The sequence below is a fragment of the Faecalibacterium sp. 9 genome (genome assembly GCF_048320955.1).
GTDB lineage: Bacteria > Bacillota > Clostridia > Oscillospirales > Ruminococcaceae > Faecalibacterium > Faecalibacterium wellingii.
Window position 1 is genome coordinate 168,937 of the sequence record NZ_JBLWGB010000001.1, and the last position, 17,459, is coordinate 186,395.

Annotated in this window: 14 protein-coding genes; all 14 read right to left on the reverse strand. The window is 56.5% G+C overall.

The window, feature by feature from the left end; genetic code table 11:
* Nucleotides 1–88 precede the first annotated feature (88 nt).
* The 14 genes from pflA to ACKXF9_RS00840 all read right to left on the reverse strand — a co-directional run bounded on the left by pflA (nt 89) and on the right by ACKXF9_RS00840 (nt 17,438).
* Entirely contained in the window at nt 89–844 is a 756-nt protein-coding gene (gene pflA / locus ACKXF9_RS00775) for a pyruvate formate-lyase-activating protein (protein ID WP_418265013.1), read from the reverse strand.
* Nucleotides 831–3,083, reverse strand: a complete 2,253-nt coding sequence (gene pflB / locus ACKXF9_RS00780; RefSeq protein ID WP_418265014.1) for a formate C-acetyltransferase — start codon at nt 3,081–3,083, stop codon at nt 831–833. Before pflB ends, pflA begins: the two co-directional genes overlap by 14 nt.
* An 869-nt stretch (nt 3,084–3,952) precedes the next feature.
* Nucleotides 3,953–4,402 (reverse strand): hypothetical protein, encoded by a 450-nt coding sequence (locus tag ACKXF9_RS00785; protein WP_418265015.1) that lies wholly within the window; start codon nt 4,400–4,402, stop codon nt 3,953–3,955.
* A 5-nt stretch (nt 4,403–4,407) separates the two neighbouring features.
* Nucleotides 4,408–5,451, reverse strand: a complete 1,044-nt coding sequence (locus tag ACKXF9_RS00790; RefSeq protein ID WP_418265016.1) for a lysylphosphatidylglycerol synthase transmembrane domain-containing protein — start codon at nt 5,449–5,451, stop codon at nt 4,408–4,410.
* A 972-nt stretch (nt 5,452–6,423) separates the two neighbouring features.
* Nucleotides 6,424–7,056: a type I-E CRISPR-associated protein Cas6/Cse3/CasE gene (cas6e, locus tag ACKXF9_RS00795; protein ID WP_418265017.1), complete on the reverse strand. Its 633-nt coding sequence runs from the start codon at nt 7,054–7,056 to the stop codon at nt 6,424–6,426.
* A gap of 13 nt (nt 7,057–7,069) precedes the next feature.
* Nucleotides 7,070–7,732, reverse strand: coding sequence for a type I-E CRISPR-associated protein Cas5/CasD (cas5e, locus tag ACKXF9_RS00800; RefSeq protein ID WP_418265018.1), 663 nt, complete (start codon nt 7,730–7,732; stop codon nt 7,070–7,072).
* Entirely contained in the window at nt 7,732–8,790 is a 1,059-nt protein-coding gene (gene cas7e, locus ACKXF9_RS00805; RefSeq protein WP_418265019.1) for a type I-E CRISPR-associated protein Cas7/Cse4/CasC, read from the reverse strand. Before cas7e ends, cas5e begins: the two co-directional genes overlap by 1 nt.
* A gap of 2 nt (nt 8,791–8,792) precedes the next feature.
* A complete protein-coding gene (casB, locus tag ACKXF9_RS00810) occupies nt 8,793–9,410 on the reverse strand; it encodes a type I-E CRISPR-associated protein Cse2/CasB (RefSeq protein WP_418265020.1) in 618 nt (205 codons plus the stop codon).
* Between the two features lie 12 nt (nt 9,411–9,422).
* Entirely contained in the window at nt 9,423–11,036 is a 1,614-nt protein-coding gene (casA, locus tag ACKXF9_RS00815) for a type I-E CRISPR-associated protein Cse1/CasA (RefSeq protein WP_418265021.1), read from the reverse strand.
* Nucleotides 11,017–13,767 (reverse strand): CRISPR-associated helicase Cas3', encoded by a 2,751-nt coding sequence (cas3, locus tag ACKXF9_RS00820; protein WP_418265022.1) that lies wholly within the window; start codon nt 13,765–13,767, stop codon nt 11,017–11,019. Before cas3 ends, casA begins: the two co-directional genes overlap by 20 nt.
* Nucleotides 13,768–14,185: 418 nt before the next feature.
* Entirely contained in the window at nt 14,186–14,380 is a 195-nt protein-coding gene (locus ACKXF9_RS00825) for a hypothetical protein (RefSeq protein ID WP_418265023.1), read from the reverse strand.
* A 30-nt stretch (nt 14,381–14,410) separates the two neighbouring features.
* Nucleotides 14,411–15,094 carry an RloB family protein gene (locus tag ACKXF9_RS00830; protein WP_418265024.1) on the reverse strand — a complete coding sequence of 228 codons (684 nt, stop codon included), beginning with the start codon at nt 15,092–15,094 and terminating at the stop codon, nt 14,411–14,413.
* Nucleotides 15,091–16,227, reverse strand: coding sequence for an AAA family ATPase (locus ACKXF9_RS00835; protein WP_418265025.1), 1,137 nt, complete (start codon nt 16,225–16,227; stop codon nt 15,091–15,093). The genes ACKXF9_RS00830 and ACKXF9_RS00835 overlap by 4 nt, the downstream gene beginning before the upstream one ends.
* 518 nt (nt 16,228–16,745) lie before the next feature.
* Nucleotides 16,746–17,438, reverse strand: a complete 693-nt coding sequence (locus tag ACKXF9_RS00840; protein WP_418265026.1) for a hypothetical protein — start codon at nt 17,436–17,438, stop codon at nt 16,746–16,748.
* Nucleotides 17,439–17,459: the final 21 nt, after the last annotated feature.

The following is a 17,459-nucleotide window of genomic DNA, read 5'->3' on the forward strand; positions in this document are numbered from 1 at the left end:
GCAGACGCTCCGGGGTTCCGAAATCATAAATTTTCTTTCCGCTGAAATAGCGCAGAGCGAAGCGGAGCTCAATTAAAATCGTCTTGCCTTACCCGGGATACCGGCTCACTTCCAGCAGTTCTTCTGCACGCTTCACCTGCTCCGCTGTGGGCGGCACGGCGTCCGGCAGCGGATAAGGGATGCCCAGCTTCTGCCACTTGAACAGGCCCAGTGTGTGGTAGGGCAGCACCTCCACCCGCTGCACCGTTTTCAGGCTGCGGATAAAGTCTGCGGTCCTGCGCAGGCCCTCCTCGTCGTCGGTCAGGCCGGGCACCAGCACATGCCGGATCCACAGCGGCACCCCGAGGTCCGAGATGTGCCGCGCCATCGCAAGGATGTTGGCATTGTCTTTGCCGGTGAGCTGCCGGTGGCGTTCCGGGTCGATCTCCTTCAGGTCGAGGATGACCAGACTGGTGGACTTCATCAGCCGGTCGAAACCGGCCAGATAATCCGGGTCATCGGGCCGGAAGGGCTGACCGGCAGTATCCAGAGCCGTGTGCACGCCTTTGGAGCGGGCCAGCTCGAAGAATGCCGTCAGGAACTCCATCTGGCGCAGCGGCTCGCCGCCGCTGACCGTGATGCCGCCCTTTTTGCCCCAGTAGTTGCGGTAGCGGTAGACCCGCTGGAACAGCTTTTCCACCGTCCATTCCTCGCCGCCCTCCGCAGCCCACGTTTCCGGGTTGTGGCAGTATTTGCACCGCAGGGCACACCCCTGCAAAAACACCACAAAGCGCACACCGGGGCCGTCCACAGAGCCGAAGGATTCCAGCGAGTGGACATAGCCGATGGGGTTACAGGGCTGCATGGCAGGTGCGGGAGATAACGTCCATCTGCTGCTCGCGGGTCAGGTCGATGAACTTGACGGCGTAGCCGGAGACGCGGATGGTAAAGTTGGCGTACTCTTCCTTCTCGGGGTGCTCCATGGCGTCCAGCAGCTTTTCCTTGCCAAAGACGTTCACGTTCAGGTGGTGTGCACCCTGATCGAAGTAGCCGTCCATGACCTGTACCAGATTCTCCACCCGCTCGCCTTCGCTGTGGCCCAGAGCGTCCGGGTTGATGGTCTGGGTGTTGGAGATACCGTCCAGTGCCCAGTGGTAGGGCAGCTTTGCCACCGAGTTCAGGGAAGCCAGCAGGCCGTTCTGCTCTGCGCCGTAGCTGGGGTTTGCACCGGGAGCAAACGGAGTGAAGGCGGCACGGCCATCGGGCAGAGCGCCGGTGTACTTGCCGTACACCACGTTGGAGGTGATGGTCAGGATGGAGGTGGTCGCCTCGGAGTTGCGGTAGGTGTGGCGCTTCTTAATCATCTCCAGGAAGGTGCGCAGCAGCCACACGCCGATCTCGTCGGCGCGGTCGTCGTCGTTGCCGTACTTGGGGAAGTCGCCCTCGATCTCAAAGCCGGTGGCAAGGCCGCTCTCGTCACGCACCACCTTGACCTTGGCGTACTTGATGGCGCTCAGGGAGTCGATGACGTGGGAGAAGCCTGCAATGCCGGTGGCAAAGGTGCGGCGCACATCGGTGTCGATGAGGGCCATCTCGGCTTCCTCGTAGTAGTATTTGTCGTGCATATACTGGATCAGGTTCAGCACATTGACGTACAGGCCAGCCAGCCAGTCCAGCATCTGGACATACTTGGGCAGCACCTCGTCGTAGTTCAGGTACTCGCTGGTGATGGGGGCATAGTTGGGGCCGCACTGCTCATGGCTCTTCTCGTCCACACCGCCGTTGATGGCGTACAGCAGGCACTTGGCAAGGTTGGCGCGGGCACCGAAGAACTGCATCTCCTTGCCGGTCTGGGTGGCAGACACGCAGCAGCAGATGGAGTAATCGTCGCCCCAGACGGGCTTCATCACGTCGTCATTCTCGTACTGGACAGAGCTGGTATCGATGGACACCTTGGCGGCATATTTTTTGAAGCTCTCCGGCAGAGCGGAGGAGTACAGAACGGTCAGGTTCGGCTCCGGTGCGGGGCCCATGTTTTCCAGCGTGTGCAGGAAGCGGTAGCAGTTCTTGGTGACCATGCTGCGGCCATCCATGCCGATGCCGCCCACTTCCAGCGTTGCCCACACGGGGTCGCCGGAGAACAGCTGGTTGTAGCTGGGGATACGGGCAAACTTGACCATGCGGAACTTCATAACCATGTGGTCGATCAGCTCCTGTGCCTGGGTCTCGGTCAGGGTGCCGTTGTCCAGATCGCGCTGGATGTAGATATCCAGGAAGGTGGAGATGCGGCCCACGCTCATGGCGGCACCGTTCTGGGTCTTGATGGCGGCCAGATAGCCGAAGTACAGCCACTGGCAGGCCTCCTTGGCGTTCTTTGCGGGCTGAGAGATATCATAGCCGTAGGCCTCGGCCATCTTCTTCATGCCCTTCAGGGCGCTGATCTGGCGTGCGATCTCCTCGCGCAGGCGGATGACCTCATCGGTCATGGTGCCGTCGCCGCAGTTGGCGAAGTCCTCCTGCTTGAACTTGATCAGTGCATCGATGCCGTACAGGGCCACGCGGCGGTAGTCGCCCACGATGCGGCCGCGGCCATAGGTATCCGGCAGGCCGGTGATGATATGGGTGTGGCGGGCTGCCTTCATTTCAGGAGTGTAGGCATCGAACACTGCCTGATTGTGGGTGCGGGTGTAGTCGGTAAAGATCTTGTGCAGCTCCTCGCTGGGCTGGTAGCCGTAAGTGGTGCAGGCCTGCTCTGCCATCTTGATGCCGCCGTAGGGCATAAAGGCGCGCTTGAGGGGCTTGTCGGTCTGCAGACCCACGATCTGCTCCAGATCCTTCAGGCTTTCGTCGATATAGCCGGGGCCGTAAGCGGTCAGACTGCTGACCACCTCAGTCTCCATATCCAGCACGCCGCCCTTGGCGCGCTCGGCCTTCTGCAGCTTCTGCAGGGCACCCCACAGCTTGTCGGTCGCCTCGGTGGGGCCGGCCAGAAAGCTTTCGTCGCCGTCATACGGGGTGTAGTTCTTCTGGATGAAGTCGCGCACATTGACTTCTTCTTTCCAGATGCGGCCCTCAAAGCCTTCCCACTGTTCAAAATTGATCATTGGAACCTCCTTGCTCCATTACGCAGTTAGCGTTTTCTAACTAATGAGCCTTTGAAAAGCCGCTCTGTATGGCGGCTTTCTGGGGGCAAAACGGTCTTGAACTGCCGACTGCGGCAGCCCCGACTACAAGGTGTAGACAAAAATGAAAACCTGCCCACAAAATCTTGCGTTATTATAATAGCAAGAACCGCTTTAAAATGCAATAGAAAACAAGTGGGTTTTCTGCCAAAGCAAGGGGCTTTCTTTGGGCAGAATGTAGAAAAAGCGCCGAAATCCCGGCGGCACACCCATTTTGCGAAAAAAATCGCAAAATAAGGGTTGACAAGACTAACCGGCTATGGTATTCTGTTCTCGCAACGAGGTTAGACGAATCTAACCACGTTGCACCAGAAAAGCAGATACTTCTGCAAAAGTGTCTGTGAAAAACCGGATCCGCCATGGCAGAGCTGCGGAGCTGTGTCAGGTGATCCCCAAGTTTGTCGTGGCGAGGCCACTCCATCTTGCTTACGCAAGACCGCTTTGTGGCTTAAAAGCCCCACTGGGGCTTTCATTGCTGCGCAAACGCCAATTCCTCCATTCCATTCTCTTTTTTCAGGTGAGCTGTGGTTTTAGTTTGCTCCCACGGCTCGATGCGCGGCATCCGGTGTGATTGGTACCGCACCGTGTGCAAAAGAAAAACAAAAACGGGACATGCAGCTTGACCACCTGCGTGCCCCGATTTTTGTTTTTAACTCCTTCAGTCATGGCTGATGCCATGCCAGCTCCCTCAAAGAGGGAGCCCTTGGCAGTGCGGAAAACTTTACGGTTTTGCCAAAGCCTCCCTCATTGAGGGAGGTGGATGCGAGTGCAGCGAGCAGACGGAAGGAGTTTTACTTCACGATCTCCGCCAGCTGACGGTACACTTCTTCCGCGCCGCCTTTGATCTTCACGAACTGGCTGTTCACGATGGCGGTGCCGTCGGAGTAGACCGTGACCAGCAGGCGGTTGTTTTCATCCGCATCGTAATAGCTCACGGTGACGGAGTCCACCGGGTATTCGTGGCTGTAGGAGGAATACTGCTGGTTGAATCGCTTGACGCAGGTAAGGCCGGAGAGCACGTTTGCGATCTGCTGATAGGCGGGGTCGTCGGCAGAGAGCAGCTGAACGTCCATCTCTGCGGAGCGGGCAAAGTTCTGAATGTGCTCCACCCGGACACTGGCCTGTGTGCTGGCCTTGATCCCGGATGCGAGATCGATCCGGGCAGAGGGAAGGATGAGCACCAGCGCCAGCAGGATGAGCAAAACGATGCCGAACCGGGACAGAATGCCTTTTTCCTTCATAAAAGTCATGCCTCCTTTGGCAGCTCCGCCCCCATTTGGCCCAGATGCCGCTGGGCAAAGAAGAAGCCCACGGCGCTGGCGGCGAACACCACATAATAGCTGGCGATGCGGTAGAGCATCATCACGCTCATCACCTCGCCCCGCTCCAGAAAGCTGCCGAACACCAGCAGGAATGCCGTCTCGATGGAGCCCATACCGGCCACATTGGGCAGGGCGTTGGACAAAAACAGCATCAGGCTGGTGAGCAGCTGCACCTGCCAGAACCCCAGCGGGGAAAGCCCCATGAACCGGATGCACAGGTAGGGCAGGCAGAACAGCCCGAACAGCTTGACCGCCTGCAATGCCAGAATTTTAGCGCAGCGGGGCTTATCCTTCAGCAGGCGGCGGCTCTCCTCGCCCAGAACATCCAGCTGCTGCTGCCAGTCGGCGCGGCGCTGCTGCCATTTTTCCGTTTTGGGCAGCAGACGCATCAGCCAGCGGGCAAGGTCCTGCACCAGCGGCGATACGCACACCAGCACCAGCACCACAATGATGGCCGCCACTACAGCGTATGCCATGGGCAGATAATTCATCACACCGGTGGTGTTGGCGGCAAGCCACCTGTGCTGCAACAGCAGCATCACCGTGGCATACAGCAGCACGGTGGTTTTGTGGAACACGTACTGCAGGGTCATCAGTCCCACACCCGGGCCCACCGGCAGGCCGCAGCGGTGGAGATACCAGGTCTGCACCGGCACGGCGCCTGCGCCCAGTGTGACCACATTGCCAAAGGTGCCGCACCACGCGGTATCGATGCCCTGCCGGAGCCTGAAACCCGGAATGCGGCTGCGCACGATGACCCACGCCACGCACCCTTCCAGCAGCGGATAGCTGAGGCCGATGGCCAGCACCACCAGCACCTGCCATGCGGACAGCTGCGAAAGTGCTGCGGTGATCTCGGCCCAGTGGTCCTTGAACAGCAGCACGATGATGCCGGTGAGTGCGGCGAGCACCAGCAGCGAAAATGTCGTCTTTTTGCGGGAAGGTGCGTCAGAGGTGGGTTGGCTCATAAAGAGAACAGGCTCCTTTCAGAAGGAATGATCTGGTAAAAGTATAGCACTGTGCAGCCGTCTCTTTGTGAACGGAACCGGAATTTTCTTGTGCAATTTCAGCGGAATGATAAAAAACGCTCTGCCCAGCCTGCGTCAGGGGCCGACCCGCAAAGGATCTGCAGCCGACAAAAAAGCATCCGCAGCGGCACTGCCCGTGACTCCTTCTCGCAAACCCCGCACATGCGGGGAAAAGCTCCTGAACCTTCTCAAGACCCTTATCAACCACGGATCACCCCCGCATGTGCGGGGAAAAGAAGCCCACAACGCCGGTGACGGTGCGGTGCATAGGATCACCCCCGCGTATGCAGGGAAAAGTTGTATACGCCCTGTGTGATTGCGCCCAGTGTGGGATCACCCCCGCATGTGCGGGGAAAAGCCATTCATGGTCTGGCTCTGGGTGTCCATGCTGGGATCACCCCCGCATGTGCGGGGAAAAGCGCAAAGCGACTTTGTGGCGGCTGCCAGCTCTGGGATCACCCCCGCGTATGCGGGGAAAAGAAGATAATGGCATGTTATAAACCACTTATCAGGGGATCACCCCCGCATGTGCGGGGAAAAGCGCGGCGCGTGTGTGTAGACACGGCTGGTTCGAGGATCACCCCCGCATGTGCGAGGAAAAGCGGCTATTGCAGCACGGCGGGTTCCAGCGGCTAGGATCACCCCCGCATGTGCGGGGAAAAGGGCTGCTGCAAATTTTCATCCCGGAACCATTCAGGATCACCCCCGCGTATGCGGGGAAAAGTTCTGGGCACTGGTAAGGGCTGTGATGGCGTTGGGATCACCCCCGCACATGCGGGGAAAAGGATTCGCTCCCGTCTGCCTGACCCGGTAGGCGGGGATCACCCCCGCATGTGCGGGGAAAAGATCCGGTCCTTCACCTGCGGCAGTGCCTGCAGGTCCGGCCGGATCATGCCCGGCATCTCGTCCATCTCAGTTTCCTCCGCGCATGACGGTCATCAGGCCAAGGCCGTAGGCCTTGCCGCGTCCCATGCCCTGACACAGCAGTGCCCGGAACTGCTCTGGGTCGGTCACCTGCAAAACGCCCTCGTAGGTCACTGCCAGCAGGGTCACAGGTCGGGTGCCATGCTTGGCAAAGTGCTGCCACTGCACCCGGGTCACGGTAAATTCCTCTTCCCGCAAAGCAAAGCCATGCTTTGCGGCGCGGTCCAGCAGCCACTGCTTCTGATACTTTGTCGAGCAGTGCGCCGCCACAGTTCCCCGCTCTGCGGGTGCCTTGGGGTCTTTGCAGCATTTGGTGGGGTTTGCGGTCAGCCGGAACTGCCAGCTGCTGCCCGGCTCCACCCGCTGCAAAAGCGGGTCGTAGCTGCGGGTCTCCGCAGCCGCTCCGGTGCCGAACTGATCCACCACGCCGGACAGCTCCGGCACATCCTCGCTGAGCAGCAGCAGATACAGCCGCTCTCCCAGACGATCCAGCCGCCACAGCCTGCGGCGGCGCTCCCCCGTAAAGGCGCTTTCCACTGCGCCGTGCAATTTCTGCGGTGCCGCCAGTGCTGCCATGGTGCTGCGGCGGGTGGGATCGAGCTCTACCCGTGATAAATACATTCTCTCGCCCCCTTTACAATTCCCGGAACGGGTCATGCTCCGTCTTTTCCGGGCTGTCCGGCATGGTCTGCCAGAGCTCCCGCGCCGAGCGGTAGCCGTACTGCCGATGGCGCGGATCAAAGCTGACCGGCACATCCCGCTGCACAGCCGTGCCCGGCTCCAGCGGGTCGGCGTCCAGCACCAGCCGCCAATGCCGCCCCGGACACAGAGGCGGTTCTGTCTGCAGTGCTTCCTGCAAAGAACATTGCCGCAGTCCCAGACAAAGCGGCAGAGTGGGCGGGCAGGACCGGCGGCCCAGATACAGCGGAAAGGCCGGGTGCAGCAGCACCTGCTGCAGCTGCTGCAAAAGGGCGGTGTCTTCGCTTTCGATCCCAGCCAGAAACACGGCATCCTGCAGATAGTGGCGGTAGGTCACATAAGAGGTCTTTTGGTCCTGCGTCTTTGCGATGTGGTAGTCCACCAGCAGCTGCCCTTCCCGCTCCACGCGGACGCCGAACCGCAGACCGGTCAGCCGGGCCAGCGCTTCACTCTCGTCCCGCCGCAGCCCCAGAGCCGCCGCCAAAAGGCCGATGACGCCGCTCTTGGTAGGTTCCCGATTGGTCTTGCGGGTCTCAAATTTGGAGTCCGCACCCCACGCCTGCAAAGGCGCTGCCAGCCGAAGCAACAGCGTTGCCATTACCCCACCTCATTTCCGGCAAGCGCATCCCGGACAGCCTTTTCCAGCGCGTCCAGCATGGCCTTTGCCGTCTGCGCCGGAGCCAGTGCCTCCAGACCGCTGCCCACGGTAAAGCTCTGGGCCGGGGCCTCGGCAAAGCTGCTGTACATCTGCTGCGCGTACTGTGCCAGCGCCGCCTTGGAAGGTTCGGCATACCCCTGCGTACTGCGGGGCACGGCACGCTCGAATGCACCGCACAGGTTCACCGGCTGATCTTCCCGGATGGTCACATAGACTGCATCCGGCAGAGTGCGGTTTGCAAAGCTGTTCTGTTTGCCGGTGGGCATGGAGAACAAAAACGCCTCGCCAAAGGCCCGCACCGTTTCCGCTGCCTGCTCTGCGCTCAGCTTCCCGTCCAGCTCCATCACGTTCACCGTGGCATAGCGGTACAGAGTGGAGGAGTTGTACTCCACCGTGCCCAGATGGCCTGCACCTGCGTTGTCCTCTGCCTGACAGTCGTCCACTGCGGTAAAGTAATCGTACTCGTTCTGCACGGCATGGGTGGAGATGCTGTGGGCCACCTGCGCAGCGGCATCATAGTTCAGGGAAGGGTCATCTGCCACCATGCGGCCAAACAGTGCCATATCCATTGAAGGGGCTGCTTTCAGGGCCTTCTGGTATTCTTTTTTGTCGGTGCTGCCCGCCACAGCCAGCTCTGCCAATGCCTTTGCCTGCGCAGTGCTCATGAAAAACAGGGCTTTGGTACCTTTATCATCGCTCTTGATGCCCGCATTCTCCAGCGCTTTCTTTGCCAGCTTGTCCGCATCCGCAGCCGGAGCCAGTGGAAGGATCTGCTCCTTCACCAGATCGGCAACCTTTTTGGTGCGCTTGCCCACGTCCAGCCGGGCGTTCTCCGCAAAGGCAGCGCGCATGGCGTGCTTCCACGCCTGCGAGGATACCCGGGCACGGGTCACACCGCCGTACACGGCCGTTTTAGGGCTGCCGGTGTCGTCCCGGTTGATGCAGCTGGGCGGTACGGTCTGCAAAATGTGGAAATCAACATACAGGCGCTTGTTCATGGTCAATTCTCCTTTTCGTTCTCTTCCGGTGCAGGCTTCGAGTCACGGTACAGATCCTGTCCCCACCGCAGACGGACGTTGGCGGGGATCTGCGCATACCGCGGGTCGGTGCATTGCAATTCATACAGGTCTGCTGCAAGCTGCGGATAGTCCAGCGGGATGCCGCCATCCTTTGCGGCGCTCAGCAGCTGGATCATACCCCGCAGATGGTGGCTGATCTCGGTGATCTCTTCTGCGGTGGCCAGCGCATTGAACCGCCGCAGCACGCTGGCTTCGGTCCAGTCCTGTCCGGCAGGGGTGTTCCGCTCTGCCAGCTGGCGCACCGCCCGGCCCAGCGTATTGCCCGGGCGGTTCATGGGCTGGTCGTTTCCCTGCTGATGCATAGCGTATAAAGTCAGTGCAAGGTAGACCGCCCACTCTGCCGCCGAGGGAGCACTGCGGCCCTGAAAGCTTTCCGGCATTCCCCTCAGAAAACTCCCCCACAGCTCCGGCAGATCGCCGGGTGCGTGTCCAACGCCCCGCCGCAGCTTTGCCAACTCAGCCCGCCGCTGGTTGTCCCGCAGGGCCCAAAGCCAGTCCAGCCGCTGTGCCGTATAGATTCTGACGTCCTGTGTTTTCATCCAATTCCCCCTTTATGATTCTGTTTTGGGATAGATCTCCCAAAGCTTTGCGCGAAAAATGTTATAGGCCCTTGGCGAGGTATACAGGATGGTGCGCTCTGTTTTTTTGCCCTTGTCCACCACAATGCGATGCCCTTTCAGGGCGGCATTTCCGGCCTCCATCACCATCTGTTTTCCCAGCTTTTCCGCGATGCTGTGCGCCTGTGCCTGCCAGCACAGTTCCATTTCATCATAGTTCTTTTGATTTGCATCGATCTTTTGCAGCCACAGCCGGAAGGGCTGGTCCACCGCAAAGTAGAACTGTGCACGGACAGAGCCGCCGACATTTTCATTTTTGTTCCCGGCCGCAATGGCGATATCCTGCGCCAGATACCCCACACACTGTGCTGCTTTTTCGCAGTTATTGATCTCTCTTACGATGCGCTCCTGCCATTTGCAGCTCAGTTCGTCCAACAGCCCTGCCTGAAAGGTCAGGCTGTCGCTGAAGGAGTCGTTCACAAAGAAATCTTTATCACCGTACTGCATCCCGGAAATGCGGAAGTGGATCCTGCGGTTTGGGTCAAGAATGTGCAGTTCCCCGCGCTGCAGTGTTTTGACCCAGCACACAACGCCCGGCTGGCGAACATTTTTTTCTTTGCAGAACACTGACGGGAACTCCCGCCAAAACTGCTTGGCCGGGTCGTGGCGGATCGGAGCAAAAACAGCTGCCTCGTTTTTCTTGGCAGTATTGCGCCAGATGGTCATTTGCTCTGCAGTTGCAGTTTCCCGCTGGAAAAAATCCCCGCCCAGCAGATAAAAGCGGTCTACCATGTCATTTTCCCGGTGCAGCAGCAGCCTGCGTGACTGCAGTGTGAGCAGTTGGGCCGGGTTATCGGGGCAGAGGATCTGCGTCCGCTCCGCACTGCGGGGGACATCCAGCTCCCAGCAGGGAAGATTTTCACCCCACATGCTCTGGCCATCCTGCAGCAATGTGAGGTTCAGCATCAATGTCTCAAACAGGTTTTCGCCCTGTGCCTGAATAAATCCGATCTTGCCCAGCCAGCCCGCGCCCACAGAGGGAAGTCCTTTCTCTTTGGGCTTTGCCGAAGTATCGTCGTAGCCGTTCACGCACAGCAGCCACCGGGCCGCCTGCGCATAGGTCAGCTGGCTTTTGCCAGCCCCGGTGTAAAGAGGGAACAGCCGCAGCTTATTGCTGCTTTCAGACATTTCGCCATTGAGTTTTGCTGCGTTGTACTCGGTGCCAATGGCCGCCCCCGGCACCTGCCAGAAGGGATGTGTCGGGTGGAACAGCCAGAAGCGGTCTTTCCACTGTTCCAGATAGTCCCGCAGCGGCTGCTCCGGGAAATGCCCCAGCTGCCACAGATCTCCCCAGCGAGCCAGAGCATCATCCTCTTCTTCAAACGGTTCTGGCTCACCTTCCACATTCACGCGGGAAAACACGGTAAACAGCACCGCCAGCAGCAGCCGCAGCATGGCGGCGTCCTGCGTGGGCATTTCGCCTGCCAGATCCACATAATCCTGCGCATGGAGCAGTGCGTCCGTCAGAGAAACTTCCTGCACCGTATTGTCTGGCCGACGAACCCGGACCCATGGCTCCGTCAACAGGTTAAATTCGATCTCCTTCATCCGTTTCCTCCTTTTGGTAGGTCAGGCCGTTTTCACGGTCATAACAAAGCTCCATGCCCGCAAGATGGGCGGTCAGGTTTTCGTCCAGCAGCAACACCAGCTCTCCGTGCAGCAGCGGAGACAGCTGCCACGCCGCAAGGCCGCTGCGGTTATCCGCTTCCAGTTCCCGGATGACCTCGTCCACCTTCCACGCTTTGCCGAACACCGCCGGGAGCCGCAGCTTCTGCCGGGCGATCTGCAAAGCGTCTTCGGGCTGCGGCGGCTGGTCGGATGCGACCGCTCTGCCGTTTTCCTGCCACGGCAGGAAGTGGATGCTTCCGTCTGCCCGGCGCTGCATCACCAGCACCTCCACCGATGGGTCGCCGTCCCGCACTGCCGCCCGGGCAGCTGCATCAGAATGTGCACTCACATTCTGCATCCAGCCATCCAAGGTATTGAGTTGTTTGAATCTTTTGTGCACTTTGGGCTGCGGCACAAGATACACCTGTGCCCGCTCTTTGCGCTGGGCCTGCGCAAACTCGTAGGCTTTGCACATACCCTCACTCCGTTCCGTTTCAGGCAGGGCATCGGCCTGTTCCCAGCCGTAGACTTTCTGCACCAGCGGCGAGATATCTTCGGGCAGGCAGATGCTCTCCGGAAGGCATGCCCGGGTGCGCCAGAGCAGCCACTGACCGTACACTGCCTCGCTGCCCCTGTCAAATTCCTCTGTGCCCGTGTCCAGCACAGCACAGACCGCTGTTTGCAGCGGCTGCGGACGAGACCGATTTGGGTGGCGCTGCAGACGGCCGATGCGCTGTAAGAGCAGATCCATCGGGCAAAGCTCTGTAACCATCACATCGAAATCCACATCCAACGACTGCTCTAATACCTGCGTACCTACCACGATCAGCCCATCACGCTCTGCAGCGGTGGAGCGCTTACCGATGCGCCGCATCAGCTCCTGTTCCCGCGCGGCGCGGTCTGGCATCAGGAACTGTGCATGGAACACCTGCACTTCCTTTTCGGGCAGCACCTGACGCAGCCGCTGCGCCACCTCCTGCGCTTTGCGCACCGTATTGACGATGACGCCTGCGCAGCCGCCAGCCTGCATTTTCTGGGACAGGAAATCGGGCAGTTCTTCCGTTGTCAGGCGCACCGTCTGCACATTCCGGGCGGCCGTATCCAGCGGGATGGTCTTTTGCTGCACCTGTGCACCGTCCGTCCATGTCAGCAGCGGATAGCCGCAGCTGGTTTTCCACGGCGCATCCGGGCCGGGGCGGCGCTTTTGCTGGTAAGCCTCGATCAGCTCTGCACGCCGCCGGGCGGGCAGCGTGGCCGACAGCAGGATCACCGGTACCTTGTACCAGCCCAGCCATTCCAGCGCACGGTCCAGATAGCGGTTCATGTACGCATCATAAGCGTGGCATTCGTCCACGATCACCACCTTGCCCGCAAGGCCCAGATGCCGCAGCATCACATGCTTCTGGCACAGAGCCGCCATCAACAGCTGGTCTACCGTGCCGATGACAAAGTTTGCCAGCAGCGCCTGCTTGCTGCCCCGGAACCACTGATGCACCTGCACCCGCTGCTCTTCTGCTTCCGGGTCGTCCCAGTCGTCCTGCACCTGCACCGGCCGTTGCTGCAGGCGGATATACTCTTCGTTCAGTTCCGCCATGCCGTGCGCAAGCCGGATCGATCTGGGCAGATCATCAGGCTGGTTCTCTGCCCATTGCAGCAGACGCGGAAAAAGCCCGTTTGCCGTTGCCTGCGTGGGCAGGCCAAAGAAGATGCCGCCCTCTCCAAAGCGTGCCGCCAGAATTTCCGCTGCCGCCAGCGCCGCCTCGGTCTTGCCCACGCCCATCTGTGCTTCCAAGATCAAAATGCCCGGTACATCCATGGTGTTGGCGGCTTCCATGGCCGCCTGCTGCACCGCATTTGGAGCAAAGCCAAATCGCTTTGCAAATTCCTCCGGCTCTGCAATGGTGGTCTGCGCCGCCCAGGGTGAAGCAGTCTCCTGTTTATCCCATTCGCGCCACGCCCGATCCGCACGTTCCGGATAAACCTCCTCACTGCCCGGCTCTTCCACAGGGATCAGCGGGAAATAATCCGTGTTGCTGGCGATCCAGTCCGCCATGATCAAAAGCCCCGTCAGCAGAATCTCTTCGGGCTGGTTGAGCACCGGCAGCGCGTCCACCCCGGAATAGCCGCTGTCCTGCAGTGCCGCCTGAAGCAATTCGTTCCAAAAGCCCTCCCAGATGCCCTTTTGCTCTTCCGGGTAGTAGTTGACTTCCCAGCATGTAAACTGTTTGTCAACTTCTGTGCCGTCCTGCGGCTTGCCATGATGGGCACCCGCGACCGAAGCGATCCCGTCAGGGCACCCCAGTTTTCTCAAAATTGCTTCACTCGCCCGGGCATGGGGCGTTTCGCACCGGTTCAGTTTCTGGCAGCTCAGCGGTGTCAGGCGTTCCAGCCGTTGTTTCGCCTCGGGCAAGCACTGCATGATCGTGCTCTGGAAGATTAAAATTGCCTTACCCAGATCGTGCCCCCAGCCCAAAAAGCGAGCCAGCTGCACCAATTCTTCCTCTTCCAATCCGGATGCCTTTTTTACGCTGTCGGGCAGCCATTTCCGCACCAGAAGCTCCATGATCTCTGCCGTATCCCGCAGGTGCATCCAGAGCGGCAGCCACAGATTGCTATTTTCCGGATCCGTTTTGCCGGCCAGAAGCCGTGATCGATCCAGCATCCGTCTCATTTTTGCTCCTTTCCTGATGGGTCGTGTATCCCATGTAGTAAGCATAGCAGACGACATGTCCCATAATCCGTACTTTCATGGCTTTATCTCCGGAAATGAAAAACAGCCCGTCCGTTTCATTCTCATCCGGTCGGCATTTTGATCCTGCCATACTCTGATTTCCGTTTCAAAGATACGCCTCTGCCTTTCTGCTGTCAACGGCACCGCTCAAATTCATCAAAGTTCTGAAAAAGAGCTTTCTTCTTTGTGCAAAAAACCGCCCCGGCTTCCTGCTTCGGAAACCGGGGCGGTTCATTTGCTTTATTTGTGCTTTTTCAAGCGCTCACGCAATTACTTGCGGGGGTTCTTGATAGCAGCCTGGGCGGGTGCCAAAATTACAGAGCGTTCGGATTTACGATAATACGTCATTTGAAAATTTTCAGTTGATTCCAAGCTCTTTCATCAACTCCGCACGGCTCTTTTCATCTTCAGAAGCCCTCTTTACATCGTCAATGCGATTCTGGTCAAGAAGCGTCTTTACCAGTAGAGCCATTTTGTTTTCACCACGGCTCTCACCTTTCACGATGCCTTTTTCGATGCCTCTGTTTTCCACTTTATCAAGCACATCACACATATTGCGTGGGCCTCCTTTCCAGCATCAAAGTCACTGCGTGTCCAAAAGATAAGGTCTCAACATCTCAACCAGTTCGTAAACTTTCGTTCCGGGTGCTGACTCAGAGGGCTTCCGTCCTTCATTTTGTTTGTCCAATCGCTTTGCATTAGCAATCGCAATGTCCATGTAAGGCCGCAGCACTTCATACATATCCGGGCGGTTCTTCTCGTAGCCACCTGCACCAATGTTTTTCAGCCAATCGCTCAGCTTCGGCCAGTAACGAGATCTATCAATATCAGTATCCATATACATAAAATGCAGCAAATACCACAGTTCTACGCACTGGTTCGACCATACAGCATGGTAAATCGTCTCACCTTGTGCATTGTATTCTTCGCACAGCTGTGCTACCATGTCGATATTTTCTGCCGGAAAATCATCTGTGTCATAGACAATCCAGACGTGCTTAAACACAATGCCGTTATTCTGAACGTATTGACGAGCTTTCATCAACAGATTCACCGTATTGTCGCCAATGCCCTCTACCTTTAGCTGGATTCTATCACGGTACTTAGCATTGATGATTTTCTGAATTGCGCCAAAATACTGCGGCTCGGTTTCTGTACCTTCAGATGCAATCAAGTGGTATTCCGGCTGAATCATCCTCGCCTTATCACGGCGATTCTTCATCCAGCTTTTTCCAAGGTCACTCTTTTTCGGAGGTTTCAGACTCATGCCCAATCCCTCCCTGTCAGCATATTAGAAAGGTAGGGGTCTGCACCATATCGGCCTTCCAGATACTGCTTGTCAAAGGCCGCTGTGCTCTTGACGCGAGTATTGTCCTCCTGCCGGAATTCGTAAAGCGAATAAATCTCGCTCTCATGATTGTCATTCATTGCGGCAAACCAAATTTCATCGCGGCGGAAAACAGTATTCTTCATCGTAGTCAGGTCGTGAGAACTGAACAGCAACTGTGCGCCCTTCTTGTTCAGTTCCGGGTTCTTGAACATCTGAATCACATACCGGAGCAGCTTTGGATGCAGCTTGGCGTCCAGCTCGTCCACAACGACTGTGCGGCCTTCCTGCAATGCTACCATCAGAACCGGCAAAGCTGCTATCATCTTCTTGGTTCCATCCGACTCCGCTTCAAATGGAAGTTCATAGACCTTGCCATTGATCGTTCTTTGCGTGAACAGGTGCTTGCTATCCTCATCATAACGATAGCCGGACAAATCAATGCCTACATCATTCAGCGCATGAATCAGGCTTTCCTTAGTCGTCTCACTCTTGGACACCAGCACAATGTTTTCCGCTCTGGGGTTTGCGTAGCTCTGTGTAATACAGGATTCAAACCAATTCTGCACTTCTGCAATCACAGGGATATTGTAGTTGATTGCCAAAAAAGAAAGATACGGCATCTTCGGGTTGACGTCCAGATTGATGCTCGCCTTACTGATGCTTGCACCCAATTCAATTTTCTGACCATCTCGCTCAAAAATCAAACCTGTCTTCTTGCCGCCCAGTGTGCGCCACAAGAGGGACTCAAAGACAATTTCTTCCTTGAGCGAAATGTAATACTGGTATTCCTTCTCGCCTACACGGAAGAACACCTGAAAAATCGTAGGCTCATTTGCAGAGCTTTCATCCAGCATAAAGGGAGCCACACTGCTGCCCTGCTGGAAAATCATTGGCTGCCGATTCTTCTCCAATGCATGAATCGGCTTCACAACAAGGTTAATCAGGCAAAAGAATGCCTGAAGCAGATTCGTCTTACCGCCACCATTGGGGCCGTAGACTGCACTGACCGGAAGCAAATCTTCCGCTTTCTCCTGCCGAATCAAGGCATCCTGAAACTCCGGAATTGCCATTGCACGGAAATCAAATGTCGTTTCATCCTTATAAGACTTAAAATTCTGAAAAGAAAATTGGCAAAGCATTCTTTCAACTCCTTCCTGTTATTAGTATACCTCATTTTCAATTTTTATTCCATCATTTTAGAAAATTTCATTCTTATAATTAATTTATAGGCATTTTTCTGAAAGTAAAAGACCTCCGCTCTCTATCGCAAACGAAAGCGGAGGTCTTTTTACAGCTTACTGTGCTACCCGAATTATCCTGCTCTTCTTTGTATCTCCAAGCCTCTTCCAATGTAAATTATTGGAATTGCTCAAAAAATGCAGCGATTTCTGCGGTTGTCAGTTTTTTCTTATGATGGCAGTCATAAATCTGCATTTCCCAATCCGCATAGCAGCCTTTCTTGCCACAGGGAGATGTGTAAATCGGAATAAGTCCGCTGCTCTTAGTCCACCCCTTGTTTCTTACAAGATAGTCAAGATACTGTCTAATGCTGTGCTCATTCGTGATTTCAGCCCCTGCTTTCTTAAAATCATGAACTACCCAAACGATGAAAAGAATCGCAATAATAACTATAAGCATCGTATGTATTACCTGGCTGATAATAACCATTCGGAGCATTCACACGGACATTGTACGCTGTACCATCACTTGCTAAAATATACCCATCATACACGCTATTAACGCCATTATTCTCTATGACATTCCCAAGGCGAATCGTCATAGCCCCAGTATTGTAGTAATCAGACTTGTACGCGTGCTGTGCTCCAAACCTACGCACCGCTTGGAAGTGCTTTCTTTCATTTAAAAATGTCTTATTTCCCCCAGCAACTCCTTGGAAGATAACATAGTCATATCCTCTTTGGATGTCATAATTCGACCCATCATACCCAAGTCGACGGTAAACATCGTTAATATAGTGCAACCACAAATCATCAAAACCCGCACAAACTGCACAGTGAGGCGGATTATCAGGATTTATCCTTGCAGCATAATCTTCTATTAAGGTCTTGGAAATCCCCTGCATAATTTCATACTCAGAGTAGTGATTATTGATTTCTGCAATTTGACTTTCTGTCAATGTGTCAGCGTCTGCAATCTCACGTACCTTTGCGGTCGTCAAATCAGAGTTTCCAAACCAATCTGTTTGAGCTGAAGCAGGCAAAGCTATTACGCTAAGCAGCAGCACCGTTGCTGCCAGCATTGACGCAATTCTCTTTTTCATTTGACTTTTCCTTTCATCTTT

Excerpts from the sequence above, each read along its gene's own strand:
- ACKXF9_RS00825 (WP_418265023.1), bottom strand. The coding sequence starts at position 14,380 with ATGTGTGATGTGCTTGATAAAGTGGAAAACAGAGGCATCGAAAAAGGC.
- casB (WP_418265020.1), bottom strand. The coding sequence starts at position 9,410 with ATGAAAACACAGGACGTCAGAATCTATACGGCACAGCGGCTGGACTGG.
- cas7e (WP_418265019.1), bottom strand. The coding sequence starts at position 8,790 with ATGAACAAGCGCCTGTATGTTGATTTCCACATTTTGCAGACCGTACCG.
- pflA (WP_418265013.1), bottom strand. The coding sequence starts at position 844 with ATGCAGCCCTGTAACCCCATCGGCTATGTCCACTCGCTGGAATCCTTC.
- ACKXF9_RS00830 (WP_418265024.1), bottom strand. The coding sequence starts at position 15,094 with ATGAGTCTGAAACCTCCGAAAAAGAGTGACCTTGGAAAAAGCTGGATG.
- pflB (WP_418265014.1), bottom strand. The coding sequence starts at position 3,083 with ATGATCAATTTTGAACAGTGGGAAGGCTTTGAGGGCCGCATCTGGAAA.
- ACKXF9_RS00840 (WP_418265026.1), bottom strand. The coding sequence starts at position 17,438 with ATGAAAAAGAGAATTGCGTCAATGCTGGCAGCAACGGTGCTGCTGCTT.
- cas6e (WP_418265017.1), bottom strand. The coding sequence starts at position 7,056 with ATGTATTTATCACGGGTAGAGCTCGATCCCACCCGCCGCAGCACCATG.
- ACKXF9_RS00790 (WP_418265016.1), bottom strand. The coding sequence starts at position 5,451 with ATGAGCCAACCCACCTCTGACGCACCTTCCCGCAAAAAGACGACATTT.
- ACKXF9_RS00785 (WP_418265015.1), bottom strand. The coding sequence starts at position 4,402 with ATGAAGGAAAAAGGCATTCTGTCCCGGTTCGGCATCGTTTTGCTCATC.
- ACKXF9_RS00835 (WP_418265025.1), bottom strand. The coding sequence starts at position 16,227 with ATGGCAATTCCGGAGTTTCAGGATGCCTTGATTCGGCAGGAGAAAGCG.
- cas5e (WP_418265018.1), bottom strand. The coding sequence starts at position 7,732 with ATGGCAACGCTGTTGCTTCGGCTGGCAGCGCCTTTGCAGGCGTGGGGT.
- casA (WP_418265021.1), bottom strand. The coding sequence starts at position 11,036 with ATGAAGGAGATCGAATTTAACCTGTTGACGGAGCCATGGGTCCGGGTT.
- cas3 (WP_418265022.1), bottom strand. The coding sequence starts at position 13,767 with ATGAGACGGATGCTGGATCGATCACGGCTTCTGGCCGGCAAAACGGAT.